At 63.5% G+C, this 13,207-nt stretch carries 11 protein-coding genes and 2 tRNA genes; 2 read left to right on the top strand and 11 right to left on the bottom strand.

What is annotated here, in order from left to right; all coding sequences use genetic code 11:
* Positions 1-42: 42 nt before the first annotated feature.
* From ACVOMF_RS03665 to ACVOMF_RS03640, 6 genes are all read right to left on the bottom strand, one after another.
* The gene (locus ACVOMF_RS03665) at positions 43-1,254 is read right to left on the bottom strand and encodes a CynX/NimT family MFS transporter (protein ID WP_481508065.1); all 1,212 of its coding nucleotides are present in this window, start codon (positions 1,252-1,254) and stop codon (positions 43-45) included.
* 80 nt (positions 1,255-1,334) lie between these two features.
* Positions 1,335-1,411 (bottom strand) — tRNA-Pro (locus ACVOMF_RS03660).
* A gap of 162 nt (positions 1,412-1,573) precedes the next feature.
* Positions 1,574-1,650, bottom strand: a tRNA-Pro gene (locus ACVOMF_RS03655).
* 60 nt (positions 1,651-1,710) lie between these two features.
* Positions 1,711-1,821, bottom strand: coding sequence for a cytochrome bd-I oxidase subunit CydX (cydX, locus tag ACVOMF_RS03650; RefSeq protein WP_282269734.1), 111 nt, complete (start codon positions 1,819-1,821; stop codon positions 1,711-1,713).
* A gap of 30 nt (positions 1,822-1,851) precedes the next feature.
* A complete protein-coding gene (cydB, locus tag ACVOMF_RS03645; RefSeq protein ID WP_481508064.1) occupies positions 1,852-3,003 on the bottom strand; it encodes a cytochrome d ubiquinol oxidase subunit II in 1,152 nt (383 codons plus the stop codon).
* Positions 3,004-3,018: 15 nt separating this feature from the next.
* Positions 3,019-4,605 carry a cytochrome ubiquinol oxidase subunit I gene (locus tag ACVOMF_RS03640; protein ID WP_481508063.1) on the bottom strand — a complete coding sequence of 529 codons (1,587 nt, stop codon included), beginning with the start codon at positions 4,603-4,605 and terminating at the stop codon, positions 3,019-3,021.
* A gap of 191 nt (positions 4,606-4,796) precedes the next feature.
* On the opposite strand from ACVOMF_RS03640, the gene cydD reads away from it, so the two are divergent.
* Together cydD and cydC are read left to right on the top strand one after the other, a co-directional pair.
* The gene (gene cydD / locus ACVOMF_RS03635; protein ID WP_481508062.1) at positions 4,797-6,527 is read left to right on the top strand and encodes a thiol reductant ABC exporter subunit CydD; all 1,731 of its coding nucleotides are present in this window, start codon (positions 4,797-4,799) and stop codon (positions 6,525-6,527) included.
* On the top strand, positions 6,524-8,191 hold the full coding sequence (gene cydC / locus ACVOMF_RS03630; RefSeq protein WP_481508061.1) for a thiol reductant ABC exporter subunit CydC: 1,668 nt from the start codon (positions 6,524-6,526) through the stop codon (positions 8,189-8,191). The genes cydD and cydC overlap by 4 nt, the downstream gene beginning before the upstream one ends.
* 66 nt (positions 8,192-8,257) lie before the next feature.
* Here the strand turns inward: cydC and ACVOMF_RS03625 are convergent, their stop codons facing one another.
* The 5 genes from ACVOMF_RS03625 to ACVOMF_RS03605 all read right to left on the bottom strand — a co-directional run bounded on the left by ACVOMF_RS03625 (position 8,258) and on the right by ACVOMF_RS03605 (position 13,143).
* Positions 8,258-8,530, bottom strand: a complete 273-nt coding sequence (locus ACVOMF_RS03625; RefSeq protein ID WP_481508060.1) for a hypothetical protein — start codon at positions 8,528-8,530, stop codon at positions 8,258-8,260.
* Positions 8,531-8,580: 50 nt separating this feature from the next.
* On the bottom strand, positions 8,581-9,183 hold the full coding sequence (locus ACVOMF_RS03620; RefSeq protein ID WP_481508059.1) for a GyrI-like domain-containing protein: 603 nt from the start codon (positions 9,181-9,183) through the stop codon (positions 8,581-8,583).
* 51 nt (positions 9,184-9,234) lie between these two features.
* Positions 9,235-11,208 carry a PEP/pyruvate-binding domain-containing protein gene (locus ACVOMF_RS03615; protein WP_481508058.1) on the bottom strand — a complete coding sequence of 658 codons (1,974 nt, stop codon included), beginning with the start codon at positions 11,206-11,208 and terminating at the stop codon, positions 9,235-9,237.
* 246 nt (positions 11,209-11,454) lie between these two features.
* On the bottom strand, positions 11,455-12,063 hold the full coding sequence (locus ACVOMF_RS03610) for a DUF1294 domain-containing protein (protein WP_481508057.1): 609 nt from the start codon (positions 12,061-12,063) through the stop codon (positions 11,455-11,457).
* Between the two features lie 243 nt (positions 12,064-12,306).
* Positions 12,307-13,143 (bottom strand): DNA ligase, encoded by an 837-nt coding sequence (locus ACVOMF_RS03605; RefSeq protein WP_481508056.1) that lies wholly within the window; start codon positions 13,141-13,143, stop codon positions 12,307-12,309.
* Positions 13,144-13,207: the final 64 nt, after the last annotated feature.

Raw genomic sequence — 13,207 nt, 5'->3', positions numbered from 1 at the left:
GCCGCCGATTCATATCGGCGGCTTTCATGTTTCAACGGCAGTTTACTTCCAGTGATCTTCCAACTGCTGCGGTTTGCAGGCAAACCACGCACCGGTCAGCAATACACCCGAACAGCAGGCGAGGAAGGCAAATGACCATGCCCAGCCATCGCTCATGCCGTGCAGCCATCCAAACAACAGCGGGCCCAGGCTTGCCAGGCTGTAGCCGACGCCCTGCATGAAGCCGGACAGTGCCGCCGAGCCGGCCTGGCTGCGCGTGCGCAGGTTGATCAGGGTCAGGCCGAGCGGGAAGGTCGATGGGCCAAGGCCGGCGATGACGGCCCATAGCAGCGGTGCGCTCATTGGTGCCCACAGCAGGCCGGCAAAGGCAATCATGTTCAACACGAACACCATCACCGCAATCGGGAAGGGGTTGCGCATGCGCACCGCCAATGCGGGCACCAGCAGCGAGGGCAGCAGGCCGATGGCCGAATACACCGCCACCATCACGCCTCCGAAGGATTCACTGGCACCGGCTTCCACCATTACCTTCGGCAACCAGGTGAACAGTGAATACGTGCCCAGCGAGGTCATGCCGAACATCAGTGCCATGCCCCAGCCGAGTTGCGTCTTCCAGACGCGGCCAGCGGCGTGCTCGGTGCTGGTGGTGATTGCTTCCGCGCGTGGGGCGCTGCGTGCGAGCAGGATCCAAGGCAGCAATGCGGCCAACGACAGCAGTGACCACATGCCAAGCGAGATGCGCCAATCGAATTGATCAGCCACCGGCACCGCCAGCAGCGCCGGCACCATCGTGCCGGCCTGCAGCACGGTGATGTAGATCGTGCTCAGCGTGCCCACGCGGTCGGCGAAGTAGCGTTTCACCAGCGGTGGCACCACCACGTTGCCCATGCCCATGCCGGCCAGGGCGATCGCCGAGCCCAGCAGGAGCACGCCGACGTTGCCGGAGAAGGCGCGCAGTAGCAGGCCGATGGTGGCCAGCACCATGGTCAGCACGGCAGTGCGTTCCAAGCCGATGGCGCGGGTGATACGCGGCGTGGCCAGGCCAAACACGGCGAAGGCGGCGGTCGGCATCATGCCGAGCACACCGGTCATGGTGCTGCCGAAATCGAAGACGTGGCCGAGCCGGTCCAACAACGGGGTCAGCGAGGTGACCGCGCTGCGCAGGTTGGCCGAGACCAGCACGATTGCGATGAACGCCAGCAGGCGGCCCTTGAACAGGGGGTGCCGGATGAGGGACTGGGCGGGCGTGGACATTGCTTACTCCGACGCGGTGGGTGGCGTCGTTTGAAACCCACCAATAACAAAAGCCGACCAGAGGCCGGCTTTTGTCAAATTGGTCGGGGAGACAGGATTCGAACCTGCGACCTCTACGTCCCGAACGTAGCGCTCTACCAGACTGAGCTACACCCCGAAGGAGCCGCCTATAATAGCGGTGAACCTCGTGCCTTGCAAGTTCTTTTGTTCAGCCAACGCTGCCTGCAAGGCGTGGTGCGTTGACTGCCAGCAACTGTGTACTGGCGAATAAAAAGCCTGGAAAACGTTGCCGTTATTCCAGGCTTTTTTACCGACCCTTTGGTCGGGGAGACAGGATTCGAACCTGCGACCTCTACGTCCCGAACGTAGCGCTCTACCAGACTGAGCTACACCCCGCGAAGGGAGCCGGAAAGATACGCTCAGTCCGGCGTTTTGGCAATACCTTCACGCAGTTTTTCAGCGCTTTGCATCGATCTTGTTTGCTTCGCGCGCTTCAAACCACATGCCGTTGAGGATGGCGACCGTCGCAGCGAGGCCAGCACCCAGAATCCAAGCGAAGTACCACATGAGTTGTCTCCTTAGTGTTGTCGTTGCGGATCAGTAGGCGTTCGGGTTTTCACCCATTTCTTCCAGCGTGGTCTTGCCCTTCAGTACGCGGTACACCCAGGTGGTGTAGGCGATGATGATCGGCAGGAAGATCACGGTGGCCAGCAGCATCACCCACAGGGTCAGGTGGCTGGAGGAACCGTCCCACACCGTCAGGCTGGAGCCTGGCTGGGTGGAGGAGGGCAGCAGGAACGGGAAGATCGCAAAGCCAACGGTGAAGATGATGCCGGCAATGGAGGCACCGGAGGCGATGAAGGCCAGGCCGCCACGACGCTTGCGCAACAACACAGCACTGGCCAGCGCACCCAGCAGGCCCACCACCGGCGCCAGGATCGTGACCGGCATGGTGCTGTAGTTGTGCAGCCAGCCTCCAGCCTGCGTAAACTCAGCCGTCTTCAACAGCGGGTTGCTGGCACCGTCGGTAACCACCTGCGAGGTGATCTGGTAACCCGGCAGGCCGAAGGCAACCCAGGCACCGGCAAGGGCGAACAGTACGAACGAGGCGATGGCGGCGATGCTGCCGATCTTTGCCGAACGCTCAGCGACCGGGCCGCTGGTCTTGAGCACCAGCATGGCCGCACCGTGCGACACCAGCATCGCCACGCTGACCAGGCCAGCCAGCAGGGCGAACGGGGTCAACAGGCCGAGCAGGTTGCCGGTGTAGAACACGCGCTGGGTGTCATCGAAGTGGTACGGCACGCCAAGCAGCACGTTGCCAACCGCCACGCCCATGATCAGCGCCGGGATGAAGCCGCCGATGAACAGCGCCTTGTCCCAGTTGTTGCGCCAGCGCTGGCTGGGCATCTTGCCGCGGTACTTGAAGCCGACCGGGCGCAGGATCAGGGCGAACAGGATCAGGAACATCGCCAGGTAGAAGCCGGAGAAGCTCACCGCATACAGCGGCGGCCAGGCGGCGAAGATCGCGCCGCCACCGAGTACCAGCCACACCTGGTTGCCTTCCCATACCGGGCCGATGGTGTTGATCACCAGGCGGCGCTCTTCATCGGTCTTGGCCACGAACGGCAGCAAGGTGCCAACGCCCAGGTCGAAACCGTCCATCACCGCGAAGCCGATCAGCAGCACGCCAAGCAGCAGCCACCAGATCACGCGTAGCGTCGTGTAGTCCAGAAGAATGAATTCCATGTGTGTTCTCCTGCCTTATGCCTGGCCGTTGCCGGCGGCATTGGCGTGGTTGTTTGCGACGGCCGACTGCTGCAGCGAGGGCAGGATGTCGTCCGGGCCCTTGCGGATGGCCTTGAGCATCAGCTTGATTTCGATCACCAGCAGCACCGTGTACAGGGCGGTGAAGCCGACCAGCGTTGCCAGGATTTCGTAAACGGCCAGACCGGAAGCGGCGTAGAAGGTCGGCAGCACGCCATCAACAGCCCACGGCTGGCGGCCGTACTCGGCGATGAACCAACCGCATTCGATGGCGATCCACGGTGCCGGCAGCGACCACAGGGCAACCCGCAGGAAGGTGCGCTTGTCCTCGAAGTTGTTGCGGCAGGAGTAGTAGAAGGCCAGGGCGAAGAAGCCAATCATGTAGATGCCGAGGCCGACCATGATGCGGAAGGTCCAGAACAGCGGGCCAACCGTCGGCACCGTATCCAGCGCAGCCTGTGCAATCTGCTCGGGGGTGGCGTTCTCGATGTCGTCGCGGTAACGCTTCAGCAGCAGGCCGTGGCCCAGATCCTGCCAATGACGGTCAAAGACCTCGCGGGCTTCAACATCGTTCTTGTCGGCGCGGATGCGTTCCAGTGCGGCGTAGGCGATCTGACCACCCTTGACGCGACCCTCGGCCTGCTTGACCAGGTCCAGGATGCCCGGGATCTCCTCATCCAGCGAACGGGTGGCGATCAGGCCCATCACGTACGGAATCTGCACTTCGAAGTCGTTGCGCTGTTCCTGCTGGTTCGGGATTCCGAATGCAGTGAACGGCGCCGGAGCCGGATGGGTATGCCACATGCCTTCGATGGCAGCCAGCTTCATCTTCTGGTTTTCGGCCGTGGCGTAACCGGATTCGTCACCCAGCACGGCGACCGAGATGGACGCCAGCAGGCCGAACGCCGAAGCGACAGCGAACGAGCGGCGGGCGATGTCACGGTGCTTGCCGCGCAGCATGAAGAAGGCCGAGATCGACATCACGAACATCGCGCCAGCCACATAACCGGCCGAGACGGTGTGCACGAACTTGGCCTGGGCAACCGGGTTCAGCAGCACGGCGGCGAAATCCACCACTTCCATGCGCATCGTTTCCGGGTTGAACACCGCACCCACCGGGTACTGCATCCAGCCGTTGGCGATCAGAATCCACAGCGCCGACAGGTTGGTGCCGAGTGCCATCAACCAGGTCACGGTCAGATGCTGCACCTTGGACAGGCGGCCCCAGCCGAAGAAGAACAGACCGATGAAGGTCGCTTCCAGGAAGAACGCCATCAGGCCTTCAATGGCCAGCGGCGCGCCGAAGATGTCACCCACATAGTGGCTGTAATAGGACCAGTTCATGCCGAACTGGAACTCCATCACGATGCCGGTACCCACACCCATGGCGAAGTTGATGCCGAACAGCACGCCCCAGAACAGGGTCATCCGGCGCCAGACATCCTTGCCGGTCATCACATAGACGCTCTCCATGATCGCGATCATGAAAGAGAGCCCCAGCGTGAGCGGGACGAAAATGAAGTGGTACATCGCGGTCAGCGCGAACTGTAGACGTGACAGTTCTACGACTGTTGAGTCGATCATGGCCTGGCTACCTCGTGGGAATTGGGCGTCATGGAGTGGCTGGGAGGGGTTCTATGGCAGCAATACTCCCCGTTCAGGCCTGCCAATGCCTTGATCTGGATCAATGTGGGCTGGCTGTCCAACGCCGATCGTGCAGGGCCGGCAGGCTGGGTACGGCTTGCTTACAATCACGTAGATCTCCTTCACCTGAGTTGTCAGTCTTGAGCGAAGTTCCACATTCCAACACGGTGCAACAGCAACGCCGCGTACAGCAGCAGTGGCTGGCGGCTCTGGCGTCCGGGGCCCGGTCACAGCAGCGTTTGGCGGCCTTGGCCGTCTGTACTTCAGGTGCGCTGCTGATCGTGCAGGCTGGCGCCATTGCCTGGTTGATCCAGAGCATAGTCGTGGAACGGCTGAATTGGGTACAGGTAGTTCACGGTTTCTGGATACTGGCGGCCGTGCTGGTGCTGCGCAGCCTGCTCGGCGGGGTCGCCCAGACCGCCGCCGGCAAGGTCGCCGACAGCGCCAAACTGGCGCTGCGCGAGCAGGTTTACCGGCGTTTGCTGGCACGCGGACCGTTGTGGCTGCGCCGTCAGCGCACGGGTGAGTTGGGCGAGCTGCTGCTGTCGCATGGCGATGCCATCGAGGGCTACTACGCCGGTTTCCAGCCGGTGCGGGTCGAAGTGGTGGTGGTGCCGCTGCTGATTGCCGCCGCCGTGGCCTATGTGGACTGGGTGGTGGCGCTGATCTTCATCTTCACCGCGCCGCTGGTGCCGTTCTTCATGATGCTGGTGGGCTGGGGCGCCGAGGCGGCCGGTCGGGCACAGCTGGGTGAGCTGGCGCGCATGAGCGGCCACTTTGCCGACCGCATCAAAGGTTTGGGGCTGCTGCGCCTGTACGGGCGCGGTGAAGCCGAGCTGGAAGGGGTTGCCGCCGCCGCTGATGGCGTGCGCGAGCGCACCATGAAAGTGCTGCGCATCGCCTTCCTGTCCTCGACCGTGCTGGAGTTCTTTGCCTCGGTCAGCGTGGCGATGGTGGCCCTGTACCTGGGGTTGAGCTATCTGGGCCTGATGTCCTTGCACTCGGTGGTGCCGACCCTGGGCACCGGCATGTTCTGCCTGCTGCTGGCGCCGGAGTTCTACGCGCCGCTGCGGCGGCTGGCCGCGCATTACCACGACCGTGCCAATGCGTTGGCGGCAGCGGCCGAAGTCGAGCGCCTGCTGGCTGACGATCAGGATGCTGCTGCGGCAACTTCCGTCGCTGCGTCCCTGGTAGCGCCGGAGCCGGCGCAGTTGCACGCGCCGCTGGTGTCGGTACGCAGTGTCGTGCTGCGCCCGCAAGGCGCCACCCACGATGTGTTGAAGGACTTCTCGCTCGAGATTGGCGACGGTCAGCGCCTGGCCCTGATCGGCCCCAGTGGCAGTGGCAAGAGCACCTTGCTGGAAGCCCTGGCCGGCTGGCTGCCGCCGCGCGAAGGTCGCATTGTTGTCCGCGACGGCGTGCGCATCGGCTACGCAGGCCAGCGTCCCTATCTGTTCCACGGCTCGATTGCCGACAACCTGCGCATGGCCGACCCGGCAGTAAGCGCTGCGCGCCTGCAGGCGGTGGCTGAAGTGGCCCAGGTGATGCGCTTTGCCCAGTATCTGCCCTTGGGCTTGAACACGGTGATCGGTGAGCGCGGCTTTGGCCTGTCCGGTGGCGAAGCGCGACGGATTGGACTGGCGCGGCTATTGCTGCTGGAGCCGGATCTGTTCTTGCTTGACGAACCCACCGCCTTCCTCGATCCGCAGACCGAAGCGGATCTATTGCAGGCCCTGGCCGCGCATACGCGTGGTCGCACGGTGCTGATGGCCACCCATAGCGAGGCGGCGATGCGCTGGGCCGACAAGATCATCGATCTGCAGGACAGCGTGCAGGTTGCAGTGCAGGGAGCGCGCGCATGAGCCCGCAGACGATGCGTGATGTATTCAAGCGCCACCGCTGGCGGCTGGCGTTGGCGACGGCGTTGCTGTTCACCACCATGCTGGCGGGGGTTGGCCTGCTGGGTTTGTCTGGTGGCTTCCTCACCGCCGCAGCGTTGGCTGGTGCCTTGGGCATGGGGGGCACTTTCAATTTCTTTTCACCGTCGGCCGGCATTCGTGCATTGACGATGGCGCGCATCGTGTCGCGCTATTTCGAAAAACTGGTCGGCCACGATGCGACCTTGCGGATTGCGCGTGACCTGCGCGTGTGGTTCTTCCAGCGTGCACTGCCGTTGGCGCCTGCCCGACTGGGCAGCAGTCGTACCGGTGAGTTGCTGGCGCGGTTGATCACCGATATCGGCGAAGTCGATGGTTTGATGGTGCGCGCCATCAGTCCTTTGTTGGCCTTGGCGGGCATCGCGCTGGCAACGGTGGGAGCGGCTGCTTTGATCTACTGGCCGGCGGCGCTGCTGTTGCTGGTGCTCGCCTTATTGGTGGGCATCGGCGTGCCAGTGTTCGCGGTGCGCCGTGGCGACGCGGTCGAGGCCGAGCGCGCGCAGCAGCGCGCCAGCCTGCGCACGCTGGCATTTGAAGGCCTGGAAGGCGCGGCTGATCTCACCGCCCTGGATGCCCGCGATGATTGGGCGTTGCGTGTGGATGCAGCAGCGCAGCAGCTGGCGCGCAGCGATCAACGACGTCGTGGCCGTCTGATCGGTGGCAACGTACTGCACTCGGCGCTGGCTGGGCTTGGCCTGTTGGCGATGCTCTGGCTTGCCTTGACGGCGTTCCAGGCTGGCAAGGTGGAGGCGCCATTCGCCGCAACGCTGGTATTCCTGACCGTTGCGCTGTTGGAAGTTTCCGCAGGCAGTGGCATTGCCTGGCAGGCCCTGCAGTCGGCGCGGGTCGCAGGCAAGCGTCTGCGGCAGATTGTTGATCAGGCACCAGCCGTGCAGGACCCGGCCCGGCCTCGCGCCGTGGTTGCGGGTGCCGCCGCGGTTGTGTTCGAGCAGGTGGTGTTTGCCTGGCCGGGTGAGACGCGGCGCCTGCTCGATGGCGTGGATCTGCAGTTGGCGCCGGGTGATCGCATCGCGATTCGTGGCGACAGCGGTTGCGGCAAGACGACCTTGTCCGCCCTGCTGCTGCGGCTATGGGACCCGCAGCAGGGGGCAGTGCGCTTCGGTGGTGTCGATCTGCGTGAGTTCGCCCAGGACGATTGGTATCGACAGATTGCCTGGTTGCCACAAGGGGCGCCGGTGTTTGCAGGCAGCATTGCGGACAATCTGCGGTTGGGTGATCCGCAGGCCAGCGACGACGCGCTGTGGGCGGTACTGGCGCAGGTGCGCTTGAACGATTGGGCGCAGCAACAAGGCGGGCTCGCCGCTTGGGTGGGTGAGAACGGTGCCACCATGTCGGCGGGTCAGGCGCGGCGTTTAGCCTTTGCGCGTGCCTTGCTGCGCAACGCGCCGATCATGGTGCTGGACGAGCCGACCGAAGGCCTGGACGTGGATACCGCGCATGCGCTGCTGCTCGATCTGGCCGTGGCGCTGGGTCAGCGCAGCCTGTTGATGATCACCCACGACCGCTTGCCCGAAGGTGTGGTGCAGCGCGAGTACCGGTTGCAGCAGGGGCGGTTGAGCCTGCAGTAGCAAGCGTTGAGCCGGGTTGTGCCCGGCTGTTTAGACCTCCGGCTTGCGATGCGCAGGCGTGCGTCGTCAGCTGCGTTTGTTTCTACGCAAGCGTTTGAAAGCGTAGGCGACAATGCTGGCTGTCGGTAGGGTAACCATCGGCCCGAACAGGAAGGCCAGACCATCCTGGGCATCGCGGTGGCCGGTCACGTCCCAGACAAAGCGCAGGCCAAGATAGGGGGCGAGCAGGCCGCCGAGCAGGGCGGCAAACAGCACGGCAAGCCAGGTTCGCCGGCACAAGGCGCCGGCCGCCAAGCCCAGGCCGATGCTGGCTGCTGCTGCGACCAGCCAGAAGGTCATGCTGGGTTCCTGCTATTCGGGCTGAGGGCGGGGTTGGTCATCATTGCGATTCACTGCATGGGCTGGCGGATGATGGTTTTCCACTTCTCCGGCGCGGCCCTTCTGATGTCACTCAAGTAGATCTCATGGTGCTTGCCGCGCAATGCGGATCGTTCGCCGATGAAAGCATGCAGGCGCTCGATCGCTGGTCCCTCATCGGCGAAGGGACCAACATGCAGCAGCTGCGCACATCGTCCTTCGTGAAACGTCTCGAAGCGCAGCTTTGACAGGCTGGCAAGTGACTTCTTCTGCAATGCGATGATCGCGGATTCCACGTCCTGCCCGCACACGTCCTGCGGTTGCATGATCATCATGGTCCACAGCCAATGCTGCTTCTCATCGCGCTGGAAGGCCGCCATGTCATCAGCCCACCACAGTCCCTCCAGCGGCATCACGGCGTAGTCCAGTCGCCCGGCTTTCTTGAGTGCGAACTTGATGGTGTAGGCGATGGAGAACAGCGCCTCCACGGCATCCCTGTAATCCTGCGAGGTGTTCGGATTGCCAGCGCCGTCGATCATCAGGAAGTTGAAGGCAGGCACGTCGACCTCGGCAATGGCCTTGGCCGAGGGCTGGTAGAGGTGCTTCAGCTGGCGCTTGAGATCGATCTTGTCCATGAGCACGTCCGGATTGGCTGGTACTGGGCGACGGAGAGGTTGGGACGGTCCCTAGCGGCTGCTTCCATCCACGTAGGGGCGCGATTGCAGGATGAGTATGTCATCGCCAACCACTGCCCATTCGATGTCCTGGTCGACTCCGCCCAATGCCTGTTTGGTACGGTTGCCTACGGCTGCCAGCCTCGCGATCAAGGCGTCGGTCAACACTTGGCGGGAGCCGGTCAGCGCCACCTCGCGGACACCGCCGCTGGCATTGGCGACCAGTTGGGTGTCCTCCGCGGAGCGGCTGAGCACCTGTACGGCCTTGGACCAGTTCGAATACATCACCTGCTCGGCCTGTCGCTTGCCTTCCACCACCCGGATGCCGAGGCCGCGCTTGGCCGAGATATAGGTGATGTGGCGATGTCCTGCATCAAATGGGTCGCGGGTGATCATCACCCCGGAACTGTCCGAGGGCGCGGCCAGCTGCACCAGTACCGCCATCGCCACTGCATCTTGGCCCAAACCAGCAGCGCGGCGTGCTTCGTAGGCCTCGAAGTTGTAGACCGACGCCCATACCGTCTGCACTGCGCGCACCAGCGTATCGGCAGCGATCACGTTGGGCACGGTCGTGTACAGGCCGGCGCCGCTGAAATTCGGCAGGTCCTCCGAGTTGGAAGAGCTGCGCACGAACACGCCGCGGCCCCGCAATTGGCTCTGCCACTGCGATTGCAGGCTGCGGACCAGTGCCGGGTCGGGGGTGGCACCGCTGATCTCCGACCGTAGCGCGGCAAGCGCCTCGCGGCGGACCTTGGCATCGCTGGCGAAGCCGGGCTGCTGCTGCAATGCGGCCAGCCGCTCGCTGATGCGCAGTCTCTGCATTGCAGATTGGTAATGCGAGAAGGGGACACAGAATCCATCCGGGACCCGCGCGGAGGGCGGCAATGCGGATTTCAATGTGCCCAGATTGGCCGCCTTGACCCCGCAATGGCTGCTGTCCCTGGCGCGAAGCGCCGAAAGCGGCTTCAGCGCGGTTATCGATACGTCGGGCCGTGGCAGATTGCGCACGGCTGCCTGCGTGGTTGTGGAGGGCGTGTTGGCCGGACGAAGGGCTGGCCGCACCTTGTAGTCATTGTTAGTGACTTCCAGCTCGATCCATTGTCCGTCGTAGACGCGCAAAGCAGCCTGCGCGTCGCGGACATAGACGTTGGGGATACGCCACCCCTTGGCAAGCAGGTTGACGTGCGACAACAGCGTCGATGGGCGTTGGGTGACAAGGCCGGCTACCGGCGACAGCGAGATCGGAACCTCGTCCAGTACCACGATGTCCTGCGGCGACAGGTCGCTTGCCTGTTCGATCGAGCCGACGATGCGCAGGCGGCCCTGTGCGATACCCGTGTTCAAGGGCAGGAAGGGCTGCTCGCGCAGCAGTGCTTCCTGGGTGATGAAGGGTAGGCCGGCGGAGCGGGCGGTTTGCTCGTGCAGCGTGGAATTGGTCTTGAAACGGATCGCCTCGTAGAACGAGCCCCGCACCAACTGATCGGTCTGCCTGAGCAGTGCGGCTGTCAGCTGGTCGCCTTCCCAGAACTCGTAGGTATAGCCAGGCAGATCGCGCTGCCAGCTCACCGTGCCGAACAGGAAGCGCCGCTGCGGGTCCTTGTACTGCGCGTTGAGCGTGGCCTTGTTCAGGTGCGGCAGCAACCGTTCGCGCCGCACGAAGTTCTCGTGCAACTCGTAGCGCTGCGTATTGATGTAATGGATACGGGCCGGATCGCGGCGGTCGATGGTGAATATCAGGTGGGGCATTTCCAACGGCGTGCCCGGGTTGTAGATCCGGGCAAGACGCATGAAATCCTCGCGGCTGGCTATGCGCGGCAATTGCGCCGGGGCTTGGGCGTTGTCGATGGCGGGTGCGGTGGTGCCCTGCCTGGCCTCGTAAGGCGAGGGCTTGCGTGCGGTTTGCGCCAGCGCGGTCGGCATCGCTGCGAGGAGGAGGGCACTGAGGGCGACAAGATGCAGGCAAGCGAGGCGGAGTGCGGACTTCATACGGGCTCGATCCATGATGCCGTGTTGGAGCTGGGGAGCGCAGATGATAAGCGACCGGTATCTGCACGGCTCGGCTGCACAGCCAGGCCATGATCGGTCTTCAAGCTGGAAGTCGCAGAATCCATTGGCATGGTCGGCGACTTGCTGGCCCGGAGAAAGCGTTTCACCTCCAAACCTGAGGAAGCGGTGGCTGTTTTTGGGTGCTCGGCCGGAGTTCCCGGGTGCGCTGGCATTGCGGCTGCGTGCTTAGTGGGGAAGGCTCAGTCTGCCGCTGGCAAGGAGCCAGATTGCGGTGACATTGAGTACGACCGTCAGCCAGAACATGAGCTGGAAGCTGGACTTGCTGGTCTTGTGGCGGAACAGCCCCTGGCCGATCAGCGCGCCCGGCCAGCCACCGAGCAGGGAGATCAGGTGCAAGGTGTTTTCGGGCGTGCGCTGCTCACCGCGGGCAGCTGCGCCCTTGTCGTAGAGATAGAAGCCCAGCGCTACGACGCTCATCCCGCCAATCACCGGCAAGGTCCATTCGGGTATCAACTTGGCAATCCATAGTCCCAGTACGCAGAGCAGGGCACATACGCCCAGCAGGACATGCGGCAGGCGGGCGGTGAACGGAGGCTGCTTGGGCTTGGAAGTGACGGTTTTGGTGGCGCTTGCCGAACGCACCGCGATGGCATTGAAACGGCCGCGTCCATCCTTGCGCAGCGCGTAGCTGATCAGCATGCCGTCAGTCGGGCGTTGCGTGCGCTGCTCGAAGGCTTTGATATGGACGAAGGCGCGGTCACCACCGCCGTTCGGAACCACGAATCCGAAGCCCTTGTCATCGTTCCAATCCTGCAGCCGACCTTGATAACGCATTGAGCTTGCCCTTGTTTGTCGCCGCTATTGCAGCGCAAACATGGGTAGCTGTGAAGCCCTGTTCCTGCATGGGAACTGTTCTTTGTGGGAGCGGCATAAGCCGCGAAGCTGGCAATGCTGAAGGTCTTTGCATGTTTGCCATCTGATGAAGCCTTTGCTTCGCGGCTTACGCCGCTCCCACAAAAAAAGCCGGCTGCATCGTTCATTTTCTTGCGTTTAGCACTACGGATGAATCGAGCCCTTTCAAGGCTCGTCGCGCACCCGCAGGAAGCGCGGGAAACGCGGCAACCCGTGCACGGTCAGCCCGTTGTACCGATAGGTCACCTGGCTGCCGATCGGCGGTGGATCGGCACGCTGCGCATCACTCAGACCGCTGCCGAGGCGGAACTGTGCACCGCTGTCGGCACGCACCAGCAGCGCGCCGACCATGCTGGCGTACTTGCCCTTGCCAGGGACATAGCCGATCACGCGCGCTTCGGCATCGTCATACAGTTTGAGTTTGAACAAGCCAGCGCTGCGACCATCGCTGTAGCGATTGTCCTGATGATGCAGCATCAGGCCTTCGCCGCCGGCCTGGACGACGCTGCGCAGGTGTCGGTGCAGGCTCTCTGTATCTGGCAGGCGGCGTTGCTCTATGGCGAGCAGGTAGGGGTTGGCTTGATTGGCGATGATCCGGCGGAGCTGGGCGTGGCGCCGGGCGAAGCCATCGGTTGCAGTAGGCAGATCGAAGGCCATGAAGCGTAGGGTGCGCCACTGCGCTTCGTCGGTCGTGCTGCTGCGGATGAGCGCACTGGTGGCTTCGAACTGACCGCGCGCCATCCACAATTCGCCGTCGATCGCCTGCTTGGGCCAGCCCTGGGTAAACCATGCCGGCGTCGGGATGCGGTGACCGGCGCGGGTCCAGAGCGCGTGGCCGTCCCAGCGTGCGCGCACGCCGTCGAGTTTCTCGCTGACCAGATAGAGGGATACATCCGGCCCGTCCTGCCAGCTGCTGGCCAGCATCAAGGGTGGCGCGGCAGCGAGCGCCGTGTTGAGCGAGCTGGCCAGCAAGAAAAGTAGAATCAGGAGGAAACGTCGCATGCTCGGCCCCGGTTGTCGGAAGCTCAAGCGTGCTTTGCAGTCAGTGCAGGCGACCATCAGCGGC

The sequence above is a fragment of the Stenotrophomonas sp. STEN022 genome (genome assembly GCF_056760155.1).
The sequence above is the reverse complement of the archived record's forward strand: the minus strand, read 5'-3'. Positions and strand labels throughout refer to the sequence as shown.